Here is a 15,111-nt window from a genome sequence, read left to right on the forward strand (position 1 = left end):
CGTCATGGGTCGTCGTCACAAGGTGTACGAGGGTGACTCGGGGCTGGCGGTGGCCATCGTCGGCATGGCCGTGCGTGTGCCCGGCGCCGCGGACGTGGACGCGTTCTGGCGGATGCTGCGCGACGGAGTGGAGGGCATCACCCTCTTCTCCGACGACGCGCTGAAGTCCCTCGGGGTCGACCCGTCGTTCCTGGCCAACCCGAACTTCGTGCGCGCCGGGGCCGTGCTGGAGCGCCCGGGCCGCTTCGATGCGGGCCTCTTCGGCTACGCCCCTCGGGAAGCGGAGCTGCTGGACCCGCAGCACCGCGTCTTCCTCGAGTGCGTGTGGACGGCGATGGAGCACGCCGGCTACTCCACGGGACGGCTCCCGGGCACCTCCACGGGCGTCTTCGCGGGCTCGAGCCTCAGCAGCTACCTGCTCTTCAACCTGCTGTCGCGCGAGGAGTTCCAACGGGCCGAAGACACCTTCCCGGCCATGGTGGCCAACGACAAGGACTTCCTCGCCACGCGCGTCGCCTACCACCTGGACCTGCGCGGCCCGGCGCTGACGGTGCAGACGGGCTGCTCCACGTCGTTGGTGGCCACGCACCTGGCCTGCCAGTCGCTGCTCGGCTACCAGTGCGACATGGCCGTGGCCGGCGGCGTCTCCGTGCACATGCCGCAGCGCACGGGCTACCACTATCAGGAAGGCGGCATCACCTCTCCGGACGGGCACTGCCGCGCGTTCGACGAGCGGGGCCAGGGCACCCTGTTCGGCAGCGGCGCGGGCGTGGTGGTCCTCAAGCGCCTGGCGGACGCGCTGGCGGACGGCGACACCATCCACGCCGTCATCCGTGGCTCGGCCATCAACAACGACGGAGCCCTCAAGGTCGGCTTCACCGCGCCGGGCTTGAGCGGACAGGCGGAGGTCATCGCCCGGGCGCAGAGCCTCGCGGAGACGCCGGCGGACTCCATCACCTACGTGGAGGCGCACGGCACGGCCACGCCGCTGGGCGACCCCATCGAGGTGCAGGCGCTCGACATGGTGTTCCGCCGGAGCACCGACAAGCGCGGCTTCTGCGGGCTCGGCTCGGTGAAGACGAACGTCGGACACCTGGACGCGGCGGCCGGCGTGACGGGCCTGGTGAAGACGGTGCTCGCGCTGGAGCACGCGGAGCTGCCCGCGAGCCTCCACTACGAGAAGCCCAATCCGCGCATCGACTTCGCGAACAGCCCCTTCTACGTCAACACGAAGCTCACGCCCTGGCCCGAGGGGCCGACGCCGCGCCGCGCCGGCGTGAGCTCGTTCGGCATCGGCGGCACCAACGCGCACCTCATCGTGGAGGAGCCGCCGTTCACCCAGCCGGGCGACGCTTCTCGCGCCTGGCAGTCGCTCGTGCTCTCCGCGCGGACGCTGACGGCGCTGGAGGCCCAGACCTCGGCGCTGCTCGCCCACCTGAAGGCGCATCCCGAGCAGCAGCTCGCGGACGTGGCGTGGACGCTGCAGACCGGCCGCAAGGCCCTGGACCTGCGCCGGGTCATCGTGTGCAAGGATCGGGAGGACGCGGTGCGGGTCCTGGAGACGCGGGATCCGCAGCGGTTCTTCACGCACTCGCCCGGCACGACGTCGGCATCGCTGGTCTTCATGTTCCCCGGGGGCGGCGCGCAGTACCCGGACATGGGCCGTGGCCTCTACGACGCCGAGCCCGCGTTCCGCGAGGCGGTGGACCACTGCTGCAAGCTCTTGCGGCCCAAGCTGGGCTTCGACCTGAAGCCCGTGATGTACCCGGACGCGGCCTCGGCGCAGAGCGCGGGCCAGCGCCTCAAGCGCACCTCCCTGGCGCTGCCGGCGCTGTTCACCATCGAGTACGCGACGGTGAAGCTGTGGGAGTCCTGGGGCGTGAAGCCGGAAGCGGTCATCGGCCACAGCCTGGGTGAGTACATGGCGGCGCACCTGGCGGGAATCTTCTCGCTGGAGGACGCGCTCGCGCTGGTGGTGATGCGCGGCAAGCTCTTCGAGGAGCTGCCCGGTGGCGGCATGCTCAGCGTGCCGTTGCCCGAGTCGGAGGTCCGTCCGCTGCTCGGGGAGACGCTGTCCCTGGCGGCGGTGAATGGCCCCGCGCAGTGCGTGGTCGCGGGCACGGTGGAGGCCGTGGAGGCCCTGGCCGCGGAGCTGACCCGCCGCGAGGTGGAGTTCCGTCACATCCCCATCGACGTCGCCGCGCACTCGTACGTGGTGAACCCGATCCTCGACCGCTTCAGCGACTTCATCCGCACCATCAAGCTCAACCCACCGACGAACGTGCTGTTCCTGTCGAACCTCACCGGCACGTGGATCGACCTGGATGACGCGCTGGACCCGTCGTACTGGGTGAAGCATCTGCGGCAGACGGTGCGCTTCGGCGACGGAATCCGCGAGCTGGCCAAGGACCCCGCGCACGTCTACCTGGAGGTCGGTCCGGGCCGGACGCTCAGCACGCTCGCGCGGCTCCAGGTCAACGGCCCCTCCGCGCCGGCGGTGCTCTCGTCCCTGCGCCACCCGCAGGATCCGGTGGCGGACGAGGAGCACCTCACCGCGACGCTCGGGCGACTCTGGGCCGCGGGCGTCGAGGTGAACTGGACGGCCGTGCGCGGCAAGGCGCGGCGGCTGCGCGTCCCGCTGCCGACGTACCCCTTCGAGGGACAGGACTACTGGCTCGCGCCCCAGGCCCCTTCCGCGCGTCGGCGGTCCGCGGCGAACAAGAGCGCGGATGTCTCCAACTGGTTCTATCTGCCGTCCTGGAAGCGCGCCCCGCTGGCGCCGCCGCGCGCCGGGGCCGTCACGCCGAAGGACTGGGTCGTGTTCCTGGACTCCACCGGCGTGGGCTCGGCCCTGGCGATGGCGATGGAGGAGCAGGGACATCGCGTCGCGCGGGTGACTCCGGGCGCGAGGCTCGAGGAGCTGGGCGAGAACCACTTCAGCCTGGACCCGGCGGATGCCGACGAGCCGGGCTTCCTGCTGCTCGCGCTGAAGTCGAAGGACTTCAAGGTGGAGAACATCGTCCACCTGTGGAGCCTGGATTCTCGCGAGGGCGAGCAGGACGCCTTCGGCAACGAGCGCTTCGAGCAGGCCCAGGCGCGAGGGTTCCATCCGCTCCTCCGCCTGACGCGGGCGCTCATGGAGGCGGAGCTCCCCGGCCCCGTGGAGCTGACGGTCGTCGGTCGTCAGGCGCTCGACGTGGAGAGCTCGGATGAAGTCGCCCCCGAGCGCGCCACGCTTCCGGCCCTGTGCAAGGTCATCCCGCAGGAGCACGACTTCCTCTCCTGCCGCTACGTGGACCTGGGCCGTGGCCCGGTGGCGCTCGACACACGGGCGCTGCTGCAGGAGGTGACGAGCACGGCCACGGAGGCTCGCGAGCCCGTCGTCGCCTGGCGCGGGACGACTCGGCTGGTGCAGACGCATGAGCCGGTGCGGCTGGAGGCGGACACCCAGCCCGCGCGGCCCTTCCGTCACCGGGGCGTCTACGTCATCACCGGCGGCCTGGGCGGCGTGGGCCTGATGATCGCCCGCTACCTGGCGCGCCAGCATCAGGCGCGGCTCGTGCTCGTGAGCCGGTGGGGTCTGGAGATGGACCGCGGCGGCCACAAGCGCCACGCGGTGAGGGAGCTGGAGGCGGCGGGCGCCGAGGTGCTGCTGGCTCGCGCGGACGTGGCGGATGACATGCTGCTCAGCGTCGCCATCACCCAGGGGGCGATGCAGTTCGGCGAGGTGCACGGCGTCATCCACGCCGCGGGCCTCGCGGGCGAAGGCGCCGTGGCGCTGCTCTCCGGATTGGATGCCGCCGCGTGCGAGCCCCACTTCCGCGCGAAGGTGCAGGGCACGTACGCGCTGGAGCTGGCGCTGGCGGGCCGTGAGCTCGACTTCGTGATGCTGGTGTCGTCCAACGCCTCGGTGCTCGGGGGCCTGGGGCTCGCGGCGTACGGCGCGGCGAATGCCTTCCTCGACGCGTTCGCGACCTCGCGCTCGAAGCAGGGGCTGACGCGCTGGGTGAGCACGAACTGGGATGGGTGGCCCTCGGTGGACGAGGAGTCCCGTGAGACGAAGACGAGCCTGGACGCATTCGCCATGACGGAGGACGAGGCCGTGGAGGCCTTCCGCCGCGTCGCGGAGTCCTCTCTGGGCGGGCAGGTGGTGGTCTCCACCGGAGACCTGGAGGCGCGCGTGGCGCGCTGGTTGAAGCGCGAGGGTGTGCAGAAGAACCAGGACACCTCGGGCGGCGCGACGCACGAGCGGCCGCAGCTGGGCACCGAGTACGTGGCGCCCACCGGCGACCTGGAGCTGGCGCTGACGAAGGTGTGGCAGGAGCAGCTCGGGCTGTCGCGGCTGGGCATCCATGACAACTTCTTCGACCTGGGCGGCAACTCGCTCCTGTGGCTCAAGATCGTCGGACGGCTGAAGCGGGAGCTGGGGCGCGAGGTCCCCCTCACCTCCGTCTTCGAGGCGCCCACGGTGGCCGCGCTGGCGAAGAAGCTGGGAGCGCTCGGCGCCCCTTCGGACCCGCCCGGGTTCGAGTCGAGTCAGAACCGTGGAGCCGCGCGACGCGAGCGGCGCAGCCGCCGTGAGTGAAGGAGCGGACGCCGTGGACGTGAAGCAGCCGTCAGACATCGACGACGCGGACCTCGCCATCATCGGCATGTCCGGGCGCTTCCCTGGCGCGCGGAGCACGGCCGAGCTGTGGGCGAACCTGCGCGGCGGCGTGGAGTCCATCCGCTTCTTCACGCCCGAGGAGAGCCTCGCCGCAGGCGTCGCTCCGGAGCAGGTGGCGGACCCGGACTTCGTGCGCGCCGCGGCGGTCATGCCCGAACCCGAGTCCTTCGACGCCGCGTTCTTCGACATGCCGCCGCGTGAGGCGGAGCTGACGGACCCGCAGCACCGCGTCTTCCTGGAGGTCTGCTGGGAGGCGCTGGAGCACGCGGGCTACTCGCCGCGCGACTTCCCGGGCGCCATCTCCGTGTACGGCGGCGCCACGCTCAACACGTACCTGCTGATGAACCTGGCGCGCAACCCGCGCGTGCTGGAGTCGGTGGAGCCGGTGCAGGTGAACATCGGCAACGGCACGGACTTCCTGGCCACCCGCGTCTCGTACAAGCTGAACCTCCGCGGCGCGAGCCACGCGGTGCAGAGCGCGTGCTCGACGTCGCTGGTGGCGGTGCACCTGGCCTGCCAGAGCCTGCTCAACGGCGAGTGCGACATGGCGCTCGCGGGCGGCGCCTCCGTCAACGTGAGCTTCCTCCATGGCTATCGGCACGTGGAGGGCGGCATGGCGTCTCCGGATGGACGCTGCCGGCCCTTCGACGCGAAGGCGCGAGGCACGCTGTTCGGCAGCGGCGCGGGCGTGGTGGTGCTCAAGAAGCTGAAGGCCGCGGTGCGCGATGGCGACACCGTGCACGCGGTCATCAAGGGCTCGGCCATCAACAACGACGGCTCGCTCAAGGCGGGCTACACCGCGCCGGGCGTCGAGGGTCAGGCCCAGGTGGTGGCCGAGGCGCTGGCGGCCTCGGGGCTGGAGGCCGACGACATCGGCTACGTGGAGGCGCACGGCACCGCGACGCCGCTGGGTGACCCCATCGAGGTGGAGGCGCTCACCCGCGCCTTCCGCGCGTCCACGCAGCGACGGCGCTACTGCGCGCTCGGCTCGGTGAAGGGCAACCTGGGCCACCTGGACGCGGCGGCCGGCGTGACGGGCCTCATCAAGGCGGCGATGGCGGTGAAGCACGGCGAGCTGCCGCCCAGCCTCCACTATGAGCGGCCCAACCCGGCCATCGACTTCGACAACAGCCCATTCTACGTCAACGCGACGCTCAAGCCATGGCCCGCCACCGCCATGCCTCGCCGCGCCGGGGTGAGCTCGTTCGGCGTGGGCGGCACCAACGCGCACGTCGTCCTGGAGCAGCCGCCGCGTCCGCTCGACAGCGCGACTCCGCGCCGTGCGTGGCAGTTGCTCCCGGTGTCGGCCCGCACGCCCTCCGCGCTGGAGACCAGCGCGCAGCGGTTGGCGGAGGCGCTGAAGAATCTCCCCGACGCGAAGCTCGCGGACGTGGCGTGGACGCTCCAGGCGGGTCGTCAGCGCTTCTCGCACCGCCGCTTCATCCTCGCGCGCGATGCGGGCGACGCGGTGGAGGCGTTGACCCGGACTCCCACCGAGCCGTCAGCCCCCGAAGCCCAGGACAGCGTGGACCGGCCGGTGGCGTTCCTGTTCCCCGGCCAGGGCTCGCAGCACGTGGGCATGGGCCGCGCGCTGTACGACGCGGAGCCCGTGTTCCGGGCCGAGGTGGACCGGTGCGCGGCGCTGCTGGTTCCGCACCTGGGCGGCAAGGACCTGCGCGACGTGCTGTATCCGAAGGCCGGCACACCGGAGGAGAACGAGCGCACGCTGGCGAGGACGGAGCTCACCCAGCCCGCGCTCTTCGTCCTCGAGTACGCCACCGCGCGGCTGTGGATGACCTGGGGCGTGAAGCCCGCCGCGATGCTCGGCCACAGCATCGGTGAGTACGTGGCCGCGTGCCTCGCGGGTGTCTTCTCGTTGGAGCACGCGCTCCAGCTGGTGGCGGCGCGTGGACGGCTGATGCAGTCGCTCCCGTCCGGGGCGATGCTGGCCGTGCCGCTGAGCGAGGACGAGGTGCGTCCCTACCTGGGCACCGAGCTGAGCCTCGCCGCGGTGAACTCGCCCATGCAGTGTGTCGTCTCCGGGCCGCATGAGGCGGTGGAGCGCGTGCGCCGCCTGCTCGAGGAGGCCGGCGTGCGCAGCCACGTGCTCGCCACGTCGCATGCGTTCCACTCGTCGATGATGGACCCCATCCTCGACGCCTTCACCGCTCGCGCGGCGGCCATGCCGCTGCGGCCGCCCACCCTGCCCTTCGTCTCCAACGTCACCGGGACGTGGATCACCACCGAGCAGGCGACGAGCCCGCGTTACTGGGCACAGCACCTGCGCGGCGCGGTGCGCTTCGCCGATGGGCTCCACGCCCTGCTGTCGGACCCGAAGCGCGTGTTGCTCGAATGCGGCCCGGGACAGGTGCTCAGCAGGCTCGCGCGGAGACATCCGGACACCGTCGCGTCGCGCCCGGTGCTCGCGTCCATGCCGACGTCGCAGGACACCGTCGCGCCGGGCGCACCACCGATCGCGTATTCGACGCTGGGCGGCCTCTGGCTCGCGGGCGTCACCATCGACTGGAAGGGCTTCCACGGCGAGGAGCGACGCCAGCGGCTCCCCCTCCCCACCTACCCGTTCGAGCGTCAGCGCTTCTGGGTGGAGCCGGAGACGAGGAGCACGCCGTCCTCCGAAGCGAGGAGCACGCCCGCCGCCACGGAGACCGCGCTCGTCCAGGAGCCGATGGAGCGCTGGTTCCATGTGCCGTCCTGGAAGCGCGCCCCGCTGTCGTCCTCGCTCGTCGCGCGAGGGGCCACGCCTCGCATCTGGCTGGTGTTCGAGGACGAGGCCTCTCCCACCGACGCGCTCCTGGCTGCCGCCCCTGGTGAGGAGCGACGAGTCCTCCGCGTGCGCCCGGGTACGGCCTTCAGTCGCACGGGGGACTCCGAGTTCACCATCGCGCCCGGCTCCCTGTCGGACTTCCGCGCGCTGCTCGGCGCGCTGCGTGACGCGGGCCTGCTGCCCGACGCCGTGCTGCACCTGTGGAGCCTCACGCCCGGGCTGCCCACATCCTTCGCGCAGGCGCAGGCGAGCGGGTACCACTCGCTCGTCGCCCTCGCGCGTGCCCTCGTCGAGCACGCCCCCGAGAAGCCCTGCTCCATCTGGGTGGTGACCAACCACGTCCACGAGGTGACGGGCGACGAAGCCCTCTCGCCGGACAAGGCCACGGTGCTGGGCCCCTGCCAGGTCGTCTCGCAGGAGCAGCCGTTCCTGCGCTTGCGCCACATCGACGTGGTGACGGACGCGGACTTCAAGCTGCCCCCCGCGAGCCTCCAGTCCCTGCGCGCGGAGCTGCGCTCGACGGCCCTGGACACGGTGGTCGCGTTGCGAGGTCCGCACCGCTGGGCCCGCACGCTGGAGCCGCTGCCGCTGCCCGACGCGACGGGCGCGAAGGTCCTCTCGCGCCCGGGTGGCGTGTACCTGCTGGTGAATGGCCTCAGCGGCGTGGGCGCGATGAACGCCCGCGCCCTCGCGGGCATCTCGCCCGGCGCGAAGCTGGTCTGCCTGGAGCCCGCGGACCTGCCGTCACGCGAGCACTGGGACACGCACCTGTCCCAGCACGGCGAGGCGCATCCCTCGTCGCAGCGCATCCGTCGGGCTCGTCAGCTGGAGAGCCTGGGCGCCGAGGTCACCGTCATCTCCGGCGACGTGACGAGGCAGGAGTCCCTGCGCGAAGCGGTGGAGACCGTGCTGGCGCGCTTCGGTGCCGTGCACGGCGTGGTGTACGGGGCCTGGCTGCCGCGCGAGCTGGTGGCGCGGCTCGTCTCCGAGACGGGGCCCGAGGAGAGCGCGTGGCACTTCGATGCGCGCGTGCGGGGACTGGCGCTGCTCGACCAGGTGCTCGGCGAGCGTCCCCTGGACTTCCGCGTGGTGGCGTCCTCCATCTCCTCCGTGCTGGGCGGCATGGCCACCGTCGCGCACACCGCGGCGAGCGCGTGGCAGGACACGTTCGCCCAGGCGACGACTCGCGCGGGGCGGCGCTGGGTGAGCCTGGATTGGGACGTGGTGCGCGTGGAGGACTACGGCGCGCATCCGGGTGCACGCGGAGAGGCCCTGGACCGGCTGGCCATCGCTCCCGAGCAGGGCGCCGAGGCCCTCGCGCGCGTGCTCTCGCAGTCCGAGGGCAGCTGGTGGGTGGTGTCCACGCACGACCCGGTGGCGCGACAGGCCCGCCCCCGCGCCGTCGAGGCGGTGGACTCCGCCACCCCGGCCGCGCGGCCTCAGCATCCCCGGCCATCGAACCTGCGCAGCGCCTATGTCGCGCCCACGACGGAGCTGGAGCGCACGCTCACGGAGCTCTGGCAGCAGACGCTCGGTGTCGCGCCCATCGGCATCCAGGACAACTTCTTCGAGCTGGGCGGTGACTCCCTCATCGCCGTGCAGCTCAGTGATCGGCTCAAGCGGCGCCTGGACATCAGCGTGCCCGCCTCCAGCCTCTACGAAGGCGTCACGGTGAAGGCCCTGGCCGCCCTGCTCCAGCCTCCCGAGGCGGGCACGGTGCAGTCGGAGACGGACGAGCGCGAGTCCACGGTGCAGCGCCGCAAGCAGAACCTCCAGCGGCAGCGCTCCCGGCGGCGCTCCGACAACGAGGAAGTGGAGGACGAGGGCTGAGTCGGCCCGCAGTCGACCCTGCCCGCGCACCATGCGAGTCATCCTCACCAACTTCGGGTCTCTCGGTGACGTCCAGCCCTTCGTGGCCCTGGCCGTCGAGCTCAAGCGCCACGGCCATCAGCCGGTGCTCGCCGCCGCGCCTTCGTACGAGCCCCTGGCGCGACACCACGGCCTGGAATTCACGCCCGTGGGCCCGGACCTGCGGGATGCACAGAGCGGCATCACCCAGGCGATGATGGGCAACCCCGCGGTCGCCCACTCCGCCGGAGGCATGCTCCAGCTCTTCCAGCCGCTCGCCGAGGCCGTGCCCCTCATGCTGGAGGACCTGCGCGCGGCATGCCGCAACGCGGACGTCCTCGTCAGCGGACGCGTGCAGCCCGCCGCCCGCATGGTGCACGACCTCACGCACCTGCCCTTCGTGACGGTGCTCGTGGAGCACAGCGGCAGCGGCGGCGGGAGCCCGGCGTTCCAGGCCGCGGTGCGCGGACTGGTGAACCCGCTGCGCGAGTCCTTGCGACTGCCTCCGCTCGACAATCCGCTGGTGGATGGACTGTCACCGCAGCTGGTCCTCACCGCGCTGAGCCGGCACGTGCGCCCGCCCGCCTCGGACGCGCCGGCGCACCACCACACCGTCGGCTACTGCCTGCTCGACGAGCCGGACTTCACGCCGGACCCGAAGCTGGCCGCGTTCCTGGCGGAGGGCGAGCCGCCGGTGTGCATCACCTTCGGCAGCATGACGCACGCGGACCCGGCGGCGCTGACGGACACGCTGGTGGCCGCCGCCGAGCGCGCGGGACGACGGGCCCTCATCCAGCACGGCTGGAGCGGCCTGGGCCAGCGCGCCCTGCCTCCGACGGCGCACGCGCTGGGACAGGTGCCGCACTCGTGGCTGTTCTCGCGGGTGTCGTGCGTGGTGCACCACGGCGGCGCGGGGACCACGGGCGCGGCGTTCCGCGCGGGCATCCCCCAGGTCGTCGTGCCGCACACCTATGACCAGTTCACCTGGGGCGAGGTCGTCCAGGAGCGCGGCTGCGGTGGACCGGCGATTCCCATCGGCGAGCTGAGCGTGGAGCGACTCGCGGCGGCGCTGCGCGCGACGCACGAGGACACGGGCCTGCGCGCCTCGGCGGCGCGGCTGGGCGAGCAGCTCCGCGAAGAGCATGGAACGACGAAGGCGCGTCACCACATCGAGGACCTGGTCCGTCGGGTGGGGCTCGCCTCGGCCCCGGTGAGCGGGGACGAGGGCGATGAGGACGCGGAAGACGAGGGGCGGCGTCAGCGGCGCAGGAGCGCGCTGAAGCAGCAGCGGGCGAGGAAGGTCGACACTTGAGCGGGACTCGGGAGAGAGACATGGCCACGGATTCGTCCAACGCGGACACCACCGGACTGGAGATCGCCGTCATCGGCATGGCGGGGCGGTTCCCGGGGGCGCGCGACCTGGAGGCCTTCTGGCAGAACCTGCGCGACGGCGTGGAGTCCATCCGGTTCCTGGAGGATGCGGACCTGGAGCCCAGCGCGCTCGACACCGCCGCCGTGCGCTCGGACCCGAACTACGTGAAGGCCGCGGCCGTCCTCGAGGACGCGGACCTGTTCGACGCGGGCTACTTCGGCGTCACCCCCAAGGAAGCGGAGGTGATGGACCCGCAGCAGCGCGTGTTCCTGGAGTGCGCCGTGGAGGCCCTGGAGCACGCGGGCTACGACACCGAGCGCTTCAAGGGCCGCATCGGCGTGTACGCCGGCGCGCGCACGGACACCTACGTCTTCAACCTCTTCTCGAACCCCGCCGCGCTGGGCGGGTTGGACCCGTTCGAGATCGGCCTGGGCAACGACCTGGCCTTCCTCACCACGCGAGTCGCGCACCGGCTCAACCTGCGCGGCCCCGCGTACTCGGTGCACACCGCGTGCTCCACCGCGCTCGTCGCCCTGCACCTGGCCGGACAGGCGCTGCTCGCCGACGAGTGCCGGATGGCCGTCGCGGGCGGCGTGGCCATCAACGTCCCGCAGAACGTGGGCTACCTGTATCAGTACGGCGGCATCGTCTCGCCGGACGGCCACTGCCGCGCGTTCGACGCGAAGGCGGCGGGCACCATCTTCGGCAGCGGCATCGGCCTCGTCGTCCTCAAGCGGCTGGAGGACGCGCTCGCCGACGGCGACACCATCCACGCCGTCATCAAGGGCTCCGCCATCAACAACGACGGCGCCGTGAAGGCCAGCTTCACCGCGCCCAGCGTGCAGGGCCAGGCCACCGTCATCAAGGACGCGCTCGCCGCCGCCGAGGTGTCCGCCGACAGCATCCACTACGTGGAGGCGCACGGCACCGGCACCGCGCTAGGCGACCCCATCGAGATCCGCGCGCTGACGAAGGCCTTCGGCAACAAGACGAAGGGGCGCCGCACCATCCCCATCGGCTCGGTGAAGACGAACGTGGGACACCTGGACGCGGCGGCCGGCAGCGCGAGCCTGCTCAAGGCCATCCTGGCGATGAAGCACCAGCAGCTCCCGCCCAGCCTCCACTTCGAGTCACCCAACCCGCAGATCGACTTCGACAGCGGCCCCTTCTACGTGAACACCACGCTCCAGCCGTGGCCCCGTGGGCGCACGCCCCGGCGCGCGGGCGTGAGCTCGTTCGGCATCGGCGGCACCAACGCACACGTCATCCTCGAGGAGGCACCCGCCACGCCCGCGTCGTCCGTGAGCCGGCCCTGGGAGCTGCTCGTGCTGTCGGCGCGCAGCCACACGGCGCTCGATACGGCGACGGCGCGGCTCGCGCAGCACCTGGAGTCGCAGCCCGGGTTGTCGCTGGCGGACGTGGCCCACACGCTCCAGGTGGGTCGCAAGGCGCACTCGCATCGCCGGGTCCTCGTCGCCCGTGACGTCCAGGACGCCGTGCGCGTGCTGCGCATGGCCGAGCCCCAGCGCGTCCTCACGGCGACGCACGAGACGAGCCAGCGGCCCGTGTCGTTCCTCTTCTCCGATGCCGGCGCGGACACGCCGCTGGAGTCGCTCTACCGCTCGGAGCCGGTGTTCCGCGCGGAGGTGGACGCGTGCGCGAAGCTGCTGCGCTCGCCGTTGGACCTGGACCTGAGCGCCGCGATGTATCCCGAGGACGGCAGCCGTCCCTCGCTCCCCGCCCCGCTGGGCACGATGGCGCGCTTCGTCGAGCAGTACGCGCTGGCGCGGCTGTGGATGGCCTGGGGCCTGGTGCCCGAGTCCATGCTCGGAGAGGGCATCGGCGCCTGGGTCGCGGCGGCGCTCTCGGGCTCGCTCCCGCTGGAGAAGGCCCTGACGATGGCGCTGCTCGGGGACCCGAGCAGTCAGCGTGCGGGCCTGACGGGCTCGGGGCTGAAGGCACCCGAGACGCCGCTGCTCTCCTCCGCGACAGGCGCCTTCGTCACGGACGCCGAGGCCGTGCGCCCGGAGACCTGGCTGGACGCGGCGAGCAACACGTCCCGCCTGGACGATGCGCTGCGCGAGCTGGTGAAGGAGCCCACCCGCGTCGTCCTCACGATGGGGACCCCGGGGGCGCTGGTCGAGCGCGCCCGTGCGTTGGCCGGCACCACGGGCACGCGCGCGATCAGGACCAGCCTCGCGGACTCGCTGCCCGCGCTGGCCTCGGTGCTGAACACCCTGGGCCAGCTCTGGTTGGACGGCGTGGAGGTGGACTGGGACGACGTGAACGAGGACCGTGGCCTTCGCCGCGTGCCGCTGCCCACCTACCCCTTCGAGCGACAGCGCTACTGGGTGGCCCCCGCCGCGCGCGCCGAGTCCACGCAGGCCGTGTCGTCCCAGACGCCGCAAGGAAAGCTCGCGGACGTCGCGGACTGGTTCCATGTCCCCGCGTGGCACCGCACGGCGCCCATCGCCCTGGACCGCAAGGCCCTGCAGGAGCGCCGGTGCTGGGTGCTCTTCGTGGACGGCCTGGGCGTCGGCGAGGCGCTGGCCCGTCGACTGGAGGAGGCCGGGCAGGACGTGGTGCGCGTGCGCCAGGGCGGCGCCTTCATGCGCGACGCGGCGAAGCGCTACGCGCTGGATGCCCGGCTGCGCGGGGACTACGCGACGCTGTGGAAGGACCTGGCCGACCAGGACCTGAGCCCCTCGGTGGTGGTGCACCTGTGGAGCCTGGGCTCCTCGGGCGACGAGCCGTCCAGCCCCGAGCTGTTCCGCAAGGTCCAGGACACGGGCTACTACAGCCTGTTGCACCTGGGGCAGGCGCTCGCGAAGGGCGACACGTCGCGCCCGGTGCGCGTTGAAGTCGTGACGGACCGCGTGCAGGACGTCGCGGGCGAGGGCACGGCGCTCCCCGAGAAGGCCACGCTGCTGGGGCCCTGCAAGGTGATTCCGCAGGAGCAGGAGCACGTCTCCACGCGCTGCCTCGACGTCGTCGCCCCCTCGCCCGGAAGCCCGGCGGTGGAGAAGCTCGCGGAGCGACTGCTCGCCGAGCTGAGCCAGCGCTCGCGTGACGCCGTGGTCGCATGGCGCGGCAGCCTCCGCTACGCGCAGACGCACTCGCCGCTGCGCCTGGAGCCCGCCGGCGAGGCTCCCACGCCGCTGCGTGAGCAGGGCGTGTACCTCATCACGGGCGGCCTCGGCGGGGTCGGCCTGATGCTGGCCGAGCACCTGGCGCGCACGCTCCACGCGCGCATCGCGCTCTTGGGTCGCACGGCGCTGCCCGCGCCCTCCGAGTGGGATTCCTACCTGGCCACGCATCCCGAGGACGATGCCGTGGCGCGCCGCATCCTCCGCGTGCGGGAGCTGGAGCAGGCGGGCGCCCAGGTGATGGTGGTGCACGCGGACGTCGCGGACGCGGCGCGGTTGGAGGCGGCCGTCGCCAAGGTGGAGGCCCGCTTCGGCGCGTTGAACGGCGTGCTCCACTGCGCGGGTGTCACGCAGGGCCCGTCGCTCTACAACCCGCTGACGGACATCGGCCGGAGCGAGTCCGAGACGCAGTTCGGCCCCAAGGTCCATGGCACCTATGCCCTGGAGCAGGTGCTGAGCCGGCGCTCGGCGGACTTCGTGCTGCTCTTCTCGTCCAACGCCGCGGTGCTCGGCGGCCTGGGCTACCTGACGTACGCGTCCTCGAACCTGTTCATGGATGCCTTCGCGCAGGCGCGCGCGGGCCGCACGGGGACGCGCTGGGTGAGCGCGTCGTGGGACCCGTGGCCCGAGGAGACGAAGCACACGAACGTGCGCACCAGCATGGACCAGTACGCCATGACGCCCGCGGAGGGCGCGGAGGCCGTACGCCGACTGGTGACGCTCGGCGTGGATGGTCAGGTGGTGGTCGCCACCGGTGACCTGGCGCAGCGCTGGCGGCTGTGGATTCAGCGGGAGACGTCGCAGCCCACCGCGGGAGCCCGCGCGGCCGGCAAGCCGCGTCGCTCGAAGACGCCCTTCGTCGCGCCCGGCTCCGAGCTGGAGAAGCAGCTCGCGGCGCTCTGGCAGGAGGTCCTCGGCGTCGACTCCGTGGGCCTCAACGACAACTTCTTCGACCTGGGTGGCCACTCGCTCCTGGCCACGCGCGTGGCGGGACGGCTGCGCACCCAGTTCGACCTGGACATTCCCCTGGCGAAGCTCTTCGAGGCCGCCACGGTGGCCTCGCTGGCGAAGCTGGTGGCGGACCATCAGGCGGCGCTGGAAGAGGCCGCCAGTCAGGCCGCGCTCGATGAGCTGGCCAACCTCAGTGACGAAGAAATCGAAGCCGAGCTCGCGCGTCGCTCGCGATAGCCGGCCCTGAACCTTTCATGGACCGGAGAGCCCTGCTCGTCCGGTCCCCTCGAACTTCCCTCCGCCCTGGGCCATCCCCAGCCACCGGAGGACCCGGAGTCCAGCA

General features: G+C 72.2%; 4 protein-coding genes. All 4 read left to right on the top strand.

The genetic code is table 11. The features are described 5' to 3' along the window. The first annotated feature begins 4 nt into the window (after positions 1–4). From OWM54_RS01975 to OWM54_RS01990, 4 genes are read left to right on the top strand one after another with little or no spacing between them, the layout of a single operon-like run. The gene (locus tag OWM54_RS01975; protein ID WP_267696484.1) at positions 5–4,585 is read left to right on the top strand and encodes a type I polyketide synthase; all 4,581 of its coding nucleotides are present in this window, start codon (positions 5–7) and stop codon (positions 4,583–4,585) included. Positions 4,586–4,604: 19 nt separating this feature from the next. Next, complete coding sequence (locus OWM54_RS01980) at positions 4,605–9,281, top strand: beta-ketoacyl synthase N-terminal-like domain-containing protein (RefSeq protein ID WP_420715307.1); 4,677 nt, start codon at positions 4,605–4,607, stop codon at positions 9,279–9,281. A 31-nt stretch (positions 9,282–9,312) separates the two neighbouring features. Further along, complete coding sequence (locus OWM54_RS01985; RefSeq protein ID WP_267696486.1) at positions 9,313–10,611, top strand: glycosyltransferase; 1,299 nt, start codon at positions 9,313–9,315, stop codon at positions 10,609–10,611. Positions 10,612–10,631: 20 nt separating this feature from the next. After that, entirely contained in the window at positions 10,632–15,005 is a 4,374-nt protein-coding gene (locus tag OWM54_RS01990; RefSeq protein WP_267696487.1) for a type I polyketide synthase, read from the top strand. The last annotated feature ends 106 nt before the right edge of the window (positions 15,006–15,111 follow it).

Origin of the sequence: Myxococcus sp. MISCRS1 (genome assembly GCF_026626605.1) — a bacterium.
Taxonomy (GTDB): domain Bacteria; phylum Myxococcota; class Myxococcia; order Myxococcales; family Myxococcaceae; genus Myxococcus; species Myxococcus fulvus.

What these genes read in the sequence shown, in the direction of transcription:
- OWM54_RS01975 (WP_267696484.1), top strand. Translation starts at nt 5, where the DNA reads ATGGGTCGTCGTCACAAGGTGTACGAGGGTGACTCGGGGCTGGCGGTG.
- OWM54_RS01985 (WP_267696486.1), top strand. Translation starts at nt 9,313, where the DNA reads ATGCGAGTCATCCTCACCAACTTCGGGTCTCTCGGTGACGTCCAGCCC.
- OWM54_RS01990 (WP_267696487.1), top strand. Translation starts at nt 10,632, where the DNA reads ATGGCCACGGATTCGTCCAACGCGGACACCACCGGACTGGAGATCGCC.